We start from the raw sequence: 16,038 nt of genomic DNA on the forward strand, positions 1-16,038 counted from the left end.
AGACGTTTAACGCGTTGATGGCTAAAGGTTATGATCAGGCGGCTCAAAGTGATAGTTATCCTATAGATGATGTTTTTGAAGAGCTTGAACGATGATAGGAAACCGTGGTGTGAGCTTGGTTTTAGAAAAATACGCGTAAAAAATTATTACGTTTATTCCTTGCATCACACTTCATCCCTTTCATAGTCTTTACAACAAAGAACATCTCTTCTTGTTGTTTGTTACCTAATGAAAAGGATATAGTTCCAAGACTTATTAGTACGCGTTCTACTAAGTCTTTGAACTGTGTGAAGTGTTCTACTTAGTGTTATACTAACCTTTGAAATTAACGCTGCGCTCACTTCTTCGGAGGTGGGCGCTTTTTTCGTGAAGGGACCGGAAATTTGCATGGAGATATGTTATAATATTTTGGGCGATTAGTGCAAGATTTCTACATATACTCAGGTAGCGGACAATGTTGTTAAATAACATAGAGTTGGATGTAAAAACGAAATATATCGAAGAAAAATTGAGTCAGCAAAAGGTCGGTGAGTATGTAGGAACATCTGGAGCCTAAGTTTCGCGGCTGATAAACCATCCAGAAAAAATTGTGAACAAGACATTTCTCGCTATGATGGAGCGGTTGGGCTACGATGTTCGCCTGACATATGAAAAACGGTATGAATGATTTTTGAGATGCCAAATTGGCATCTCAAAAAGAAGATATTGCAAATGAGGGCTTTAGCATGGCACAGAAAGAAGAAATTATCGAGATTGCGCGTGAACCAGAAGTTAAGGTCACGAGTGTAACCATAAGCAGTCTGATACATATAATCAGAGGAAAACAGGTTATTTTGGACAGTGATCTTGCGATGCTGTATCAGGTTGAAACGGGTGCAATGAACCGAGCGCTCAAACGAAACAAGAAGCGCTTTCCAGAAGATTTTTGTTTTCAGCTTACGGAGGAAGAATTTTTGAGATGCCAAATTGGCATTTCAAAAGAAGAAATTGCGGATGGACGTGGAGGCAGACGCTACATGCCGTATGCGTTTACAGAACAGGGCATATCGATGCTTTCTGCCATACTTCGAAGTGATGTAGCTATCAATGTAAGCATAGGTATTATGCGGGCATTTGTTGAAATGCGTAAATTTCTGGCAACCAATTCGCTGATATTGAACCGCGTAGATGAACTGGAAGTTAAACAGCTGGAATACCAGAAAAACACAGACGAGAGATTCGATAAGGTATTCCGATACATTGAAGATCATGCTGAGTCCGAGCAGAAAATCTTCTTTGATGGCCAGATTTATGATGCGTTCAGCCTGATTACATCCATTATCCAAAAAGCTGCTAAGGAGATTATCCTGATTGACGGATATGTGGATATTTACACTCTGAATATTCTGTCAAAGAAGAAAGCGGGAGTTGATGTGAAAATCTACACCTATGCAAGCGCAAAGCTGACGAACACAGATGTTTCAAACTTCAATGCCCAGTACCCCACACTCTCTGTTAAGAAGACTCAGGTTTTCCACGACAGATTCATTATTTTGGACAGCAAGTCGGTTTATCATATCGGGGCATCCATCAAGGATGCCGGAAAGAAATGCTTTGGCATTTCGCTTTGGCATGATGTGGGGATGGTACAAGATTTGTTGAACAGGCTAAGTACGGTGTAAGGAAAATGGAACTGTTGAAAAAATATAAAACCGATACTGATGCTTTGCTTGAACATCAATATGAATAGTTTTTGCATGTAAGTTTTGTGCTTTGATTTTGTTGGTTTTTTAGTTTGTTAGCTGAGTTTCTTGAGATTTTAGATGCGATTTTTGCGTTTTTAATATTACGTATAAGTGTAATTTTCTAATGTTAATGTTAATGCAGTGCCATTGCAATGCCAATGCAATGTTGTATGATCATTGTAAGAAATAAGGGGTGATTGTATGGCGAAAACAGCTAACTTGTATGCTCGTATTGATCCAGAGTTAAAAGAGCAGGCAGAGTATATATTGAATTCTTTGGGTCTTCCTCCTTCGAGTGCTATTACCATGTTTTATAAGCAGGTTGTTTTACAGCAGGGGCTTCCTTTTGATGTTAAATTGGGTTATAGAGAGCCGCGTGATGTGAGTTCTATGACTCAAGGTGAGTTGAATGATGAGTTGGAAAAGGGTTATAAGTCGGTTTTATCTGGTGATGTGAAGCCTGCGGATAAGGTTTTTGAATCTTTGCATCAAGCATAGGGTTCATGGCGTGTGATAATTTTCTTATTTTTTGTTTTTGAAGAAAAGCATGAAGTTGTGGTTTCTCGTGTGATTTATGGAAAAGAAAAATTTTATGGGTGTGAAAAGCCTATATTAATTGGAAAAATAAAAAATTTTTCTTTAATAAAGCTTGTATGTATGGTTTTTTTTTTAATAGTAATACTATTAAAGCTAAACAGACTATTATGGACTCTAATTTTAATAGAATTGCATATTAGGAATAAGGAGAACTTATGAAATTAATTAGACCGGATAGTAAATATATCCAAGGTTATATAGAAGCAAATGAAGAAGATGAAATTTTTAGGCCGAATGCAGAAAGACGTTTTATACACCCTGAGACAATTATAGAGAGTTCTTATAATATTGAACATGGTATAAATTTACCTGAAAATTATGTTAGAGCTACTACGTTTTGGCTGATAGATAATGAAAAATTTATTGGTGAAATTAATATTAGGCATGAATTAAATTCTTTTTTAGTTAACTATGGTGGTCACATAGGGTACGAAGTTAGACAATCTGAATGTATGAAGGGCTATGGAACAAAAATGCTTTCTATGGCACTTACATATTGTAAAGAGACTTTGAATCTACATAAAATTTTGATTACATGCGATGATGACAATATTGGCTCGATACGAGTTATAGAAAATAATGGTGGAATTTTAGAAAATAAAGTGAAAAATAGCCTACCAAGAGGAAATGTTACAACAAGAAGGTATTGGATTAATATATAGAGGAAAGATGATGAGTGAGACGAATGTAAGACCGGTGCTTTTCAAGCATGCTTTTTGGGGTCATGTGATTACAGAAACTGTTGCTGGCATTTGCACGCTTATTATTGCGTTGCTTGTACAGCAGTTCGTAGGGCACCGCGTACTAGGTTGGGAAACTGTGGTCATACTCGCGTTGAGTGTTGTGGTGTTTTCTCTGCTAAGCACAGCGTATCTGCAGTGGGATAGGCGTCGCAGACCGGATGATGGATCTGGTGATTTGCTTATTGGAATCATCGATTTTGTGCTCAGGCTGCTGGTGACCTCTGGTATTGCTTTATTGCTTGTTTCCGATATCACGTTGCTAAGCATTATTATTGGCGCAGCGATCACTAGTGTGTTGCTGTTTGTTTTTGAAAAGCCTTGGCAGCCAGGTATGACGGATGCGCAATTACAGGAAGCTTCAAAGAAATCGGTTGAGCTTGGCGTTCAAATGCTTGAAGAAGAGCGCGTAAAGCGCGCCGAGGCGAGAAACATGATTGCATTACAGCATGAGAGCGCAGGTAAAACAGGCACTCCTAGAGGTGTGTCTCTAACATTCTCCTCGTTAATCGTTGCGAATATGCTGCTGGAAGCAGTATGCGATGTTGTCACATTTTTGCTTGCATTGATGCTGCAATGGTGGATGCTTGGTGCTATCGCTGGCTGGCGCACGCTACTCGTCATGTTCTTCGGCAATATTCTGTTTTCTTGCGTGGCGGCTGCGGTTATGGTTCTGATGGGCGCATTGAAGGCTGATCAACAGAAATGCCTAACAAAAAGTTTGCCTTTCTTAGTTATTGTTGTATTGCTTCGACTGCTGATCTTTGGTGTTCTCGCTTGGCTGCTTACACCGAGTTTGGTATGGGTGAGTGTAGTCGTTGGCGTTGTGCTTACAGATATTGTTATCGTTATAAAGCATCATCCATGGAGAAGAACCGCAGTTTAACTACGCGTAGAAATAGCAACGCACTAATACGACTGGTCTCAAACGAATCCGCCGTATGAAGTGGATTTTCTTATTCAACGAGAAAATGATATTTTCCCTATTGAGGTTAAATCTGAAGCAAATATTAATAGTAGAAGTTTGAAAAAGTTTAAAGAATTATTCCCGAATCAAACGAAATTACGTATACGGTTCTCTCTAGTCTGTTTTAGGATGGTTTCTCGCGATTTTATCAGTTATAACTTATAAATTATCGATTTTGCCATTAAATTTCACTTATAAGTGTGATAAACTGTTATTAGTTAAGTAGGAATGAGGGTGAAGTTTTATGATTAAACGCGAACTGTATATGAGTCGTATTCGTCCATTCATTGGAACTGATTTGATTAAGGTCATGACTGGTATACGCCGATGTGGAAAGTCGGTTATGTTGAAGCTGATTCAGCAGGAGCTGACAGAATCTGGTGTTAGTTCGGCTCAGTTTATTTCAATCAACTTTGAAGATATGTGCTATTCGCATCTTCTAACCGCTCAGGCGTTGAACGATGAGATTGTCAAACGTGCCAAGGAGATTGGCGGAAAGGTTTACCTCTTTTTCGATGAGATTCAGGAGGTTAAAGACTGGGAAAAGTGCGTTAATTCTTTACGTGTTTCTTTGGATTGTGATATTTACATTACTGGGTCGAATGCGAAGTTGCTGTCTGGTGAGCTTGCGACTTATTTGGGTGGTAGATATGTGGAGTTTGTGATATATCCTTTCTCTTTTGGGGAGTTTATGGAACTGTATCACTCAGTAAATCCCGATGCGTCCAATCAGCAGTGTTTTCAAGAATACTTGCTTGCTGGAGGCATGCCTTATCTTGCAAATCTACGTTATGCAGATGCGCCTTCTAAGCAATATCTTCATGATTTGTTTAATTCGGTTCAGCTCAAGGATATTGTGAAACGTAATAAAATCCGTGATGTTGACTTGCTTGAACGAATCATTGCTTACGTGATTGCTAATGTTGGAACGACTTTTTCTGCAACGTCTCTTGCAAAGTTTTTGAAAAACGAGCATCGTACTGTCGCTCCAGAAACAATCCTGAACTATATAAAATACTGTTGCGATGCGTACTTGTTCTATCAGGTGAAAAGAGAGGATTTGCAAGGCAAGCAAGTTCTTTCTTCTAATGAAAAATATTATATTGCTGATCATGGTATTCGCGAGGCTATCTTCGGTGGCAATATGCGAGATATTAATCTCATTTTGGAGAATATTGTATATTTGGAATTGCTCCGCCGAGGTTATGAAGTGACTGTTGGTAGAATGGGTGACAAGGAAATTGATTTTGTATGCAGTAGGCGCGGTGAAAAGTTGTATGTTCAGGTCACTTATTTGCTCGCTTCAGAAGAAACGGTGAATCGCGAGTTTGGAGCGTATGATGCTATTCGCGATAATTTCCCGAAATATGTTGTTTCTCTTGATGAGTTTGACATGAGTCGAAATGGGATTAAGCACAGGAATATTCGTGACTTCCTTTTATCTGATAAATGGGACTAAACAGACTGGTATGGATTCTAATTTTAATAGAATTACATATTAGGAATAAGAAGAGCTTATGAGATTAATTAGACCAGATAGGAAATATATCCAAGGTTATATAGAAGCAAATGAAGAAGATGAAATTTTTAGGCCGAATGCAGAAAGACGTTTTAGATATTCTGTGCAGTCATAGCTGTGCAATCAAAGCTGTGCAATCAAAGCTGTGCAATCATAGCACGATATTCCGTAACTGCCTTTCATAGGGAAAGATGATGAGTGAGATGAAGGTAAGTCCGGTGCTTTTCAAGCATGCTTTTTTTTGGGGGGGGGCATGTGATTACGGAAACTGTTGCTGGTATTTGCACTCTTATTATTGCGCTGCTTGTCATATTTTTGGGCAATTTGCTGTTTTTCTTGCGCGGCGGCTGCTGTTATGGTTCTGATGGGTGCATTGAAGACTGACCAACAGAAATGCCTAACAAAAAGTTGGACTTTCTTAGTTATTGTTGTGCTGCTTCGACTGCTGATCTTTGGTGTTCTCGCTTTGCTGCTTACACCGAGTTTGGTGTGGGTTAGCGTAGTTTTTGGTATTGTGCTTACCAATATTGTTCTCGTTATCAAGCAGCACCCATGTAGAAGAACCGCAGTTTAACTACGCGTAGAAATAGCCAATCACTAATACGTCTGGTTTCAAACAAATTCGCACATAGTTTGTGGATATTTACTGATTAGTGTTATAGGAGTATACTATGAAAGGTATAGCGAACGCAAATAGTGTGGTTCACGGTAGAACTTCATCAGTGCGCAAAATAAGGGAGATGTGCCGTTTTACGTGAATTAACGACTATTGCGTATCACGAGGTGAGGGATATGAAGAAAAATATGAAGCATCGTGTGTTGGCAGTGTTGAGTGCTGTTTTGTGTGTGCTTGCTATGACATTGAGTGTGTCAGTGCTGCCAGGGCTGGCTTATGCCAAAATAACGAAGAATCCATTGTTTGCTGCTGTTTTGGCTGCTGCTGCCGAGAATAATAAGAATCAAGATAAGGCTGGCAATGGTGCTGGTAAAGCGGGTAAAGAGAAGACTAACGCTGAAGGTAACGGGGCAGCTAATGGGGAAGTCGATAAAGGTGAAACTAATAGAGAAAGTACTGTAGGTAATAAGGGAACTGTTAAAAATCCTAATGGGGTGTCTGTAGATAATGGCAATGCTGGCAAAGATGCTGGCGATGAAAAGAAGCAATCTAATGTTCCTGCGAATGTTCCTGAGCATAAATCCAATAAAGAAAATGGCAAGCAAGTAGATAAGAACAAGAAAAATACCGAAGCTAAGAACGAAGACGCAAAAGAGAAGGCTAAGAAAAAGGCTGAGGAAAAGGCTAAGTCTAAAAAAGAAAAAGAAAAAGCTAAAAAGAAAAAGGCTAAAAAAACTAAGGGTCAAGATCGTGATGCAGATACTCTTGAGAAATTAACCCTAGACCAAGTTAAAAAGCTTCCTGCTTGTGTAGGTTATCGTGGAAGTGGATTTTTCAGTAATGCAATTATATTTCGCCCTGACTCTGGTTCTGGAAACGCGTGTGCTATTAGTGCTGATAAGCTACCTACTAATTTTGATAGTATTCGAAGAGAAATTTCAAAGCTCAATAATGATGGCAATGGCTCAGTTGATTTTTTTGGTGCATTCGTGTATGCGTACGGGAGTTTGTCAAAAGGTAAGGAAGGTCTTTTTTCAGGGAAAACTATTAGTAGCATTGGCAACTACGACAGGTTTGATGTAAGTAACGTTACAGACATGTCCTATCTATTTAAGGATTCCTCATTAACTGATTTTAGTTTTTTGAGTAGTTGGAATGTGAGCAAGGTTACGAACATGAGCAACATGTTCGAGGGGTGCGCTGGTTTAAGTGATATTAGCGGTTTGAGTGGGTGGAATGTTGGCAGTGTCACGAACATGAAGAGCATGTTCTCGGCTATTATTGCGGACGAAGATAAACGTGAAAGTTTTGATCTAGCCGGATATGCAGGTTTGATGAATATTACTTCGCTTGAACCTTTGAAAGACTGGAATGTTAGTAACGTTACGAATATGGATAGCATGTTCGAGGGTTGTGGCAGTCTAGAAGATTTTACTGGTTTGGAAAACTGGAAAACTAAAAAAGTCGAGTCAATGAACAGCATGTTCAGATACTGTATGAATATTGGTAAAAATTTGAATGCGTTTCAAAAGTGGGATGTAAGTAAAGTTACAGGCATGAGGGCAATGTTTGCGGTGACACAGATTCAAAATACTGTTGGCATAGAAGATTGGAATGTTAGTAACGTTACGGCAATGGATGACATGTTTGCAAATTGCTTTAATCTTAACAATATCAAGGAATTAGCTAATTGGGCTAAATCTAAGAGTAGCACAAACAGATTAACTAGCACGTTTAGAATGTTCTATGGATGCAACAATATTAGTAGCATTGAGCCTTTGAAAGATTGGAATGTTGGCAATGTTAAGAATATGCATGATATGTTCAACGGTTGTAGTGGCTTAACGAGTCTTTCATATATAAAAGATTGGAATGTTGGCAATGTTACGAAAATGGATGGCATGTTTAAAGGTTGTAAGGGCTTAAATAGCCTTTCAGATTTAGAAAACTGGAAGGTTGACAATGTTACTGACATGCATGACATGTTCAACGGTTGTAGTGGATTAAGTAATCTTTCTGGTCTAGAAAAGTGGAATGTTAATAAGGTTACGGATATGAATAGCATGTTCAGCGGTTGCGCTGATTCCGACTCTGACACTAAAACTGGATTGACTAATATAAGTGCATTGAGTAATTGGGCAGCAAAGGTTGGCAATGTTACGAGTATGTATGGCATGTTCAGCGGTTGTGAATTGCTGGCGAACATTAGTGATTTGAAAGACTGGAAGGTTGACAATGTTACGGATATGCATAACATGTTCAACGGTTGTAAGAGCTTAAGTAGCCTTTCAGATTTAAAAGACTGGAATGTTGGCAATGTTACGAACATGTCTGGCATGTTTGCGGATTGTAAAAAGCTTACTAGTGCAGAGAAGTTGAGTAATTGGGCAACAAAAGTTGGCAATGTTACGAACATGTCTAGCCTGTTTAGCGGTTGTGAATTGTTGAATAGTATTAGTGATTTGAAAGACTGGAATGTTGGCAATGTTACGGATATGAATAACATGTTCAGCTGGTGCAAGAGTTTAAATAGCCTTTTAGATTTGAAAGGTTGGAAGGTTAACAATGTTACAGATATGCATAACATGTTCGAGGAGTGCATTGGATTAAGTAATCTTTCAGGTCTAGAAAACTGGAAGGTTGACAATGTTAAGAATATGCGTGATATGTTCAGCCACAGCTTTGTTGAAGGTACCGATAAGTTGACTGATATAAGTGCATTGAGTAAGTGGAATGTTAGCAATGTTGAGAACATGTCTGGCATGTTTTCTGATTGCAAATCGCTTACTGGCACTGCGGATTTGAGCAAGTGGGATATTTCAAAAGTTACGGATCTTAGTTCAATGTTTTCCAATGCGGGGGCAGAAAGTGGCAACAACTTCGTATTAGATTTCAGCAATAAGACTTTTACAAAATCGGATACACCTGTGGCTAATGCTGACCCTGATGATCAGAGCAAGCATTACTTTTCTGTTGATAATATGTTCAGTGGTTTTAAAGGCACGCTGATTGCGAATAACTTGCAGTCTAGTGGTTTTGAGAATAATCCTGATGATGATCCTATCGCAAAACATTTTGCTACGGGTGGAATATTCTCCCTCGATGAGAATTATCACAGCAATAATATAGTCGTAACTAATAATGTTACGATTTTAGATACAATTTCAAACGATGATGATCTTAAAAATATTGCATACTACATTCCTGTTAAAGCCAAGCTAATGGAGCCTGGCGATATAAAAAATGACAATATGACATGTGATTGCAATATAGATTCGGGTGGCACTACTTATACGTACTATGTTCCTGCACTGTATAATTCGAGTAATTTAGAGAAGAAGAAGGATGAAAAATCGCAGGATTATGCGTACAGAATTGTAAAAAATAGTTTCGCTTCAAAGTTTAGAAGTGCTATAGATTCTCAATCGGGCGAAGAACCTAGTACTGAGGAACCAGGTGGAGATAAACCCGGTGAAGGTGGTGACGATACTGGTGACGATACTGGTGACGATACTGGTGACTCGCGTAGTTCAAAGTTGAAATTGCGTGTAAAGAGGTTGCGATCTATAAAGAAATCGCGTGTAAAGGAATTGCGATCCGCAAGAGAATCGCGATCTGTAAGTGATGGCAGTGATGAAGAAAGCGGAGAACCTGGAGGTACCGAAGGACAGGGCAATACTTATAAAATCATGTTTAAGAAGCCAAGCGGAAATACTTGCACCTGGACAGAACTTGGCGAAGGTGAAGATGGTGTTGTGCCTGTTAGTAATCCAAAGTCGCCTTTAGTGTTCTTCACTACAATGTACTATTTGGAGACCTTTGTTCAGCCGGTGCCTTTGCCTCATACTGGCGGCCAGTCGGCTGTTATGTTCACATTCTTGTCTATTGGACTGTTCTCAATGTTCGCGGTTGCTGGGGCGTTTGGTCGTCATGGTTGGGTTGCGTCTGTGCTTCCAAGCACTGCTTTGGCTGGGTTTTCGAAGGCTTTTAGCGGCGGCGCGCTCGATATTGCCTCTGGCGCTAAACACTGCTTTGCACATTCTGTTGCGCACTCTGTTGTAAGTGGTTCTATGCTTAAAACCGCTGTAAGTGCAGCAACCAGCTTCTTTGCTCGGTTCCTAGGCGACGGATCCACCTTCTGCAAGCATGCTAAGCAGCTTTAATATCGCTGCGCTCCTACCTGCTTGAGAGCGCAGCGCGCAGAGTGTAGCGTGCGCGAAAGCAACTCGTAGCGCTGAGCTTGCTCAAAGTTGATGAAAGCGCAGTGTGCTTTTAACGCGAGTGAGGTCTGCCTTCGTCTCGATTGATGCAGGCAGTTATAGTGGTAGTTGGTGGTACTGGTATTGGTATGGGTAGTGGTACTGGTAGTGCTAAAGCAGGTGTGCATTTGTCTGCTTGTAATACTAACCAGCATATATTGTGGTTATGTTTATTTCGAATGACTGTATATTGTGTTTGTGACACGCCCGAAGTTTGCGACAATAAAATTTTTTGTAGTAAAATATCCTAAAAACATGTGTTATTTTGAATATTTTTTAACGTATTTTGCGATTATTTTCATAGAAAATAGTGATTTTCAAAAAGATTGTCAAATTCATGGATTTTGCTTGAAATCCAGCATGGGGGGGGGGGTATGCTTACAGCTGTACATTACATGGGGTTTTGATCGTACTGTTTGACAGTTTTCATGGCTGTGCTTGCAGTAAAGACAATTACCTTTATCCTTTATTTATTGTGCAAGGCCGGGGAGCGTATATATAGAGTAGTTAAAGGAATATTAAGGAATATTTATGAATATTCAGAAGGTTTTATTAAAAGTTTGGCGGGCGATTAGAGATTTTGTTGCTCGCTGTATTGACTCTAGCGTTGCAAGAGAGTCTAAAAAGGCTTCTTGCGCTGCTTTGCGCTTAAACGCGTCCAAAAACGCGTTCATAAAATCGTCTAAAAACGCGTTCATAAAATCGTCTAAAAACGCGTCTCGAAAAGCGTGTGGTTCGTGCACGAGTCGAGCGTTACTTTCGTTATTGGTAGCATCTGCAACGTTGCTTGCTACTTTTGTGATTGCTCCAACTTCTGCTTTAAGCGCTGGTGAGAATGCTGGTGCTAATACTGTTTCTACTGAGAATACTGGTGGTACTAAGTCTGATTCTGCTAAGAGTGAGGGTGAGAAGCAGAATCCTGAGCAGAGTGAATCTAATAATACTGAGCTTAATAAGAAAAATACTGGCTCTTCTGATGCTTTAAAGAATAATAATAATAAGGAATCGAAGCCTGTTGAGAAGCCGAAGACTGCTGGTAACAATGGTGTCGATAAGGCTAAGTCTGATTCTGCTGTAAATAAAAACGTTAAAGATGCACAAAAGAAAGGCGTTGATTCTGCGGCGGCTACTAACGGCACTGACAGAAGTACGAAGGGAAAGCCTGAACTTCCTTCAGAGTGCAAGAGTAATATGGAGGAATTTGGTACTTTCGAAAAATGTTACAGCATTACTTATTATGGCACTAAAAACGTTAAAAAAACTGAAAACAAATTAGATATTAAGGGTAATGGCAATGAGCCTTATAATAGGGTTCCTCAGATTATTACTCCAACAATAAAGGTTGCTGGTAAAGAGCAGAAAACATTGCCTGATGGCGTGTGGCTTGAGTTGAAAAAGTATGGTAATGATGATTCTGTAAATTATGCTTTTTTCAAGGGTGAGGATGATAGCTACACTGCTAAATCTACGAAAAATAGCGATGGTTCTATACGTTTTTTTGTAAGCAAATGGATGGCAGCTAAGACGTATAAGTTTAAGTTTGTAATACATTATCCAGATGGCTCAGAATCCAAAGCTAAGAAAATTATAGCAAAACTTGCTAAGGATGATTTGCCTAAGGCTGAATCTGGTGATTTAACAATCAATGTTAACAATTTTGGGAGCACTGATAGTACTGCACAAACAGGTGATTCTGATAAAAAAAGTGTCAGTATTACCATAAAGCCAAAGTCTAATAGTAAGGGTACTGATAATAAAGACACCTACGATCCTATTGATAATAAGCTTTTTATTGATTCGCAATCGAAGTATAAGCCTGGTTTTATCTATCATCGTATGATTTGCAAAACTGGTACTGGTGATAAAGCCAGTTACACGGTAGACAAAGTTAACGGTTTGAGCTTGAATACGCAGCAGTTCAAACACAGGGAAGGTGAGAATCGACCTGATAAAAATGCAGAGAATTTTGCTTTGTATGAGAGTGATCCTTATACTGAGGAATCTCAGAGCTGGATTAGTGGCACGCCTACGAGTGCTGGAACTTTTGAGTGCAGAGTGTTTGCTTTTAAGGATGCTAAATTAAAACGAACCTTAGAGGGTGGTAAAGTTACGGAATCTTCTAATCTAGTAAAAGAGTTTGATGCTAGAGCAGAAACTCCGGAAGGTAAGAAATCCCTGTTTGAGGGAAACATTATTGAAGATAAGTGGAAAAAAGATTCGCCTATTCAACAAGGCGTTGACTGTGATTATAAGTCAGTTACGATTGAGGTGAAGTCGAATAAGCCTCCAGAGCCGAAGCCATCAGAAATTGGCGATAATGATCTTACGCTGAAAGTGTATCCGTTTAAAAATAGCGATGGTTCGTTGCCGGCGGAGTTGCCTGACAAGGATAACAGTATTTCTGCGATACTTGGTATGAGTCTTAAGCCGTTTGTTGATGCTACTTCTGCGGCGGATAGCAAGAATAAGATTACGTTGCGCGTGCTTTGCTCGAAGGGTGAGAAGAAGAAGGATAATGCTGCTGGAGGCGGTGCCTCGACTGACGGTGCTGGCTTGACTACTGGAAGTGGTTCTGCTGTAAGTGGCTCAAATGGCGCTAATAGCGGTACTAGCTTGAATGGCGGTAATACTGACGCTGGTTCGTCTAGCAGTGCGCAATCTGGCTCGCAAACTAATAAGCCTTCTGGTTCGTCGCAATCTGCGGAGGATTTTGAATACAAGACTTGGAGTAGTAATCTTGCCGAGCTTGGGTTGAGTGTGCCTGCGGATGATAATCAAAATACGTGCCACTCTAATAAAGAAGGCGAGACAACTTGCAAGTCGTCGGATCCAAGTAAAAAAGTGGCTGCGCGAACTGATAAGGAAGTGAGTATAAAGCCGACTGAGGTTGGCGATTATCAGTGCGTTGTGTTTGCTCTGAAACCTAAAGCACTCGAAACGTTTGATGGTCTAAAAGGCAGTTTAACCCCTACGTCGATAAAATCTTCGCTAACTGCTGCTCCAGCATCTTTTAAGGAACATAAGGATTTTGCTGCTTTTACGTTCAATATTCACTCGGTGAGTAATTTTACTTTGCCGCACACGGGTGGTCAGAGTTGGAATTTGCAGCTGGGTATTCTTGCCGCATTATTGGTGAATCTATTGGCGGCTGGCTTCGTGGTAAGTCAAAGTGAGCGCGGTAGCAAATTAATTTTGGGAAGGTGGCGAGGCTTATGCAATCACGTATAAAGCAGTTGTATATGCATTTACTCGCCGTGCTGCGTATAAGGCGACTACGTACGCATTTGCGCATAAAGCCTTCCTGTTTCGCGCATTGTTTTATTGCGCATTGTTTTATCGCGCAGTCTTTCGGGATTCGGGAGCGTGATAACACAAGGTAAATGCCAAAAATTTTAAAACTTTACTCGTATGAGCATTATTAATGCAAACTAATTCTCTACTTGCCGTAAAACGGCAAATGAAAGGAGTGAACATGAAAAAGTTCACTAATAAATTCGTGGCGGCGGTGGCGTCGCTTGCGATGGCTGGCACGCTGTGCGTCGCCGGCGCTGTAACTGTATCTAGTGTTGCGTGGGGTAATGGTTTGATTGGAGACCTGGAAACTGATCTGGCTCCGTGGGCGACTGGTGCTTCAAAGAATGGCACTATAACCATTCTCAAGTGTGAGAAGGATACTGCTTCTTCTACTACTACTTCTACTACTACTACTTCGGGAAGTGGTGGGAAGAAGGTTGTTACTCAGAAAAAAGCAGCTTCTTCTTGCCCTACTGGTTATAAGCCACTTCCGGGTGCTAAGTTTAGCGTAAAAAAGGTTGCTTCCATTAAGGTTGGCACTAAAGAAACAACTCTAGATCTTAGGTCTCCTGAGTCTTGGCAAGAGATTGCGAAACTTGCTACCAAGCTGAATGATCACACTGCTACGGAAGGTGACAATGATGCGGAAGTAAAGTTTGATACCAACACTACTATCCAAGATCAAACGACTGGTAAAGACGGTAAAGCAACTTTCTCCAACCTTGGACTTGGTCTTTACAAAGTAATTGAGACTGAGCCACCTGCAGGCTATGGTATTTCTGATTTGCAATCCTTCTATATGACGCTTCCTTTGCCGGAGTACACTACTACTGGTACTTACGCGAACAAAACGACCAAAGTTACTTACAACTACAAGCCTGTTGTGAAGCCGAAGAATAAGAATCTCTCGGCTACTATTCAGAAGGTTTACGATAAGAAGAGTTTCGCAGGCGTCAAAGATACCTTGCATTACACTATTACTGCCGGAGTTAATAAGGCAAAAATTGGCACTAAGGATTTGACGGCTAATGATCTTAAGGGTTATATGGTCTTCGATGACGCTCCGGCTGATGCTTTGAAGGCATTCAAAGCTGATTGGGACACAAGCGATGTAACCTTCGCTGATGCTGTGAAGAGTGTGAAGATTGGTGATACGACTCTTGAAAAAGCTACTTCTACTACTGAAACTAAAGATTACACGGTTGATTTAATTGACTCTGCTAGTGCTACGGATCCAAATTCTAAGGATCTTACAACTGGTCATAAGCGTATTCTTGTAAAGTTTACTGAAGCTGGCTTAGGTAAGATTGCTACAGCTCTGAACGATGTTCAGGATGGCGGAACCGCTCCTCAGGTTACTGTAAATCTTGAGTTTAAGGTTAGTAGCACATATCAGACTGGCAATGCTCCAAAAAATAATACGGATTCTGAGTCAAACGGCAAGAATGAGATTGTTAACGCATCTGGCTTCTTCCCAGCTCATTCGGATAGTGAAGCGGCATTGCCTCCAATCATTCCTAACACTGATAAGAGCAAGTCTACTCTTGATTTCGGTTACCTCCAGGTGCATAAGTACTACATGAAGGACGGTGTGAAAGAAAATCTTTCCGGCGCTGAATTCAAGATCTTTGCTGATAAGGCAAAGGCTGAAGGCTGCTACAAGGCTTTGAATGAGAACAAAAATATTGCTAAGGATAAGAACTGCGAAGCTGCATCAACATTTGAGAATGCTACTACCAATGCTAGTGGTAACTTCGAGAATGCGTATAAGACTCGTGCAGGCGATCCTGTGTATCTTCTCGAAGTAAAAGCTCCTGAGGGTTATGCTAGGTCTACGGCTGTTTATGAGGCAAAGATTACAAAAGATTACACCACCTTTATTGATGTTGAGGATCTCCCACTTCATGGCGGCGAAGACGGCAAGAGCTTCTGGTTCAACCTTCCTGCAACTGGTGCTTACGGCGTGCTGATTTTCGCATTGGCTGGTATTGGTTTGATCGTTGCTAGTGTGATTCTTTACGTGCGTAATCGTAAGGAAGAAGAACAGCAGCAGAACGCTTGATTGAATGCGTTAACCGACGTTGATTAGATGACGTTCGGCTTAGCATTCAAAAGATTTAGGCACTTTGTACCAGGACACGCCAGCGTAGAAACAAAATGCTAAATGCATTTTGTTTTAAACGCTGCGGCGTGTCTTCTGGTACAAAGTGCTCTAATCTTTTGCGCACTGCAGATTGCGCAAATACGCCAAGTGTGGCAGAGATTCGAGATTTTTCGCCGCGAACGAGGTGAGCCTCAGCATCGCTAGATGGTGACTCGCCG

At 40.5% G+C, this 16,038-nt stretch carries 8 protein-coding genes and 4 pseudogenes; all 12 read left to right on the forward strand.

Annotation, left to right across the window (positions count from 1 at the left end; translation table 11 throughout):
- Window positions 1-95, forward strand: a pseudogene (locus tag ACJV45_RS06530) (type II toxin-antitoxin system RelB/DinJ family antitoxin); the annotation flags it as partial.
- 630 nt (window positions 96-725) lie between these two features.
- The gene (locus tag ACJV45_RS06535) at window positions 726-1,661 is read left to right on the forward strand and encodes an ORF6N domain-containing protein (RefSeq protein ID WP_019261825.1); all 936 of its coding nucleotides are present in this window, start codon (window positions 726-728) and stop codon (window positions 1,659-1,661) included.
- A gap of 264 nt (window positions 1,662-1,925) precedes the next feature.
- Window positions 1,926-2,222 (forward strand): type II toxin-antitoxin system RelB/DinJ family antitoxin, encoded by a 297-nt coding sequence (locus ACJV45_RS06540; protein WP_019261826.1) that lies wholly within the window; start codon window positions 1,926-1,928, stop codon window positions 2,220-2,222.
- Window positions 2,223-2,476: 254 nt separating this feature from the next.
- Window positions 2,477-2,983 carry a GNAT family N-acetyltransferase gene (locus ACJV45_RS06545; protein WP_019261828.1) on the forward strand — a complete coding sequence of 169 codons (507 nt, stop codon included), beginning with the start codon at window positions 2,477-2,479 and terminating at the stop codon, window positions 2,981-2,983.
- A gap of 10 nt (window positions 2,984-2,993) precedes the next feature.
- Complete coding sequence (locus ACJV45_RS06550) at window positions 2,994-3,947, forward strand: hypothetical protein (RefSeq protein WP_019261829.1); 954 nt, start codon at window positions 2,994-2,996, stop codon at window positions 3,945-3,947.
- 33 nt (window positions 3,948-3,980) lie between these two features.
- Window positions 3,981-4,145, forward strand: a pseudogene (locus ACJV45_RS06555) (ATPase); the annotation flags it as partial.
- Window positions 4,146-4,272: 127 nt separating this feature from the next.
- Entirely contained in the window at window positions 4,273-5,487 is a 1,215-nt protein-coding gene (locus ACJV45_RS06560; RefSeq protein ID WP_029600523.1) for an ATP-binding protein, read from the forward strand.
- A 58-nt stretch (window positions 5,488-5,545) separates the two neighbouring features.
- Window positions 5,546-5,644 (forward strand): annotated as a pseudogene (locus ACJV45_RS06565) (GNAT family N-acetyltransferase); the annotation flags it as partial.
- A gap of 203 nt (window positions 5,645-5,847) precedes the next feature.
- Window positions 5,848-6,121 (forward strand): annotated as a pseudogene (locus ACJV45_RS06570) (hypothetical protein); the annotation flags it as partial.
- Window positions 6,122-6,339: 218 nt separating this feature from the next.
- Window positions 6,340-10,326 (forward strand): BspA family leucine-rich repeat surface protein, encoded by a 3,987-nt coding sequence (locus ACJV45_RS06575; protein WP_419397924.1) that lies wholly within the window; start codon window positions 6,340-6,342, stop codon window positions 10,324-10,326.
- 627 nt (window positions 10,327-10,953) lie between these two features.
- The gene (locus ACJV45_RS06580) at window positions 10,954-13,650 is read left to right on the forward strand and encodes a hypothetical protein (RefSeq protein ID WP_419397925.1); all 2,697 of its coding nucleotides are present in this window, start codon (window positions 10,954-10,956) and stop codon (window positions 13,648-13,650) included.
- A 244-nt stretch (window positions 13,651-13,894) separates the two neighbouring features.
- A complete protein-coding gene (locus tag ACJV45_RS06585) occupies window positions 13,895-15,778 on the forward strand; it encodes a SpaH/EbpB family LPXTG-anchored major pilin (protein WP_419397926.1) in 1,884 nt (627 codons plus the stop codon).
- Window positions 15,779-16,038: the final 260 nt, after the last annotated feature.

This window comes from Gardnerella lacydonensis (genome assembly GCF_048545055.1).
GTDB lineage: Bacteria > Actinomycetota > Actinomycetes > Actinomycetales > Bifidobacteriaceae > Bifidobacterium > Bifidobacterium vaginale_C.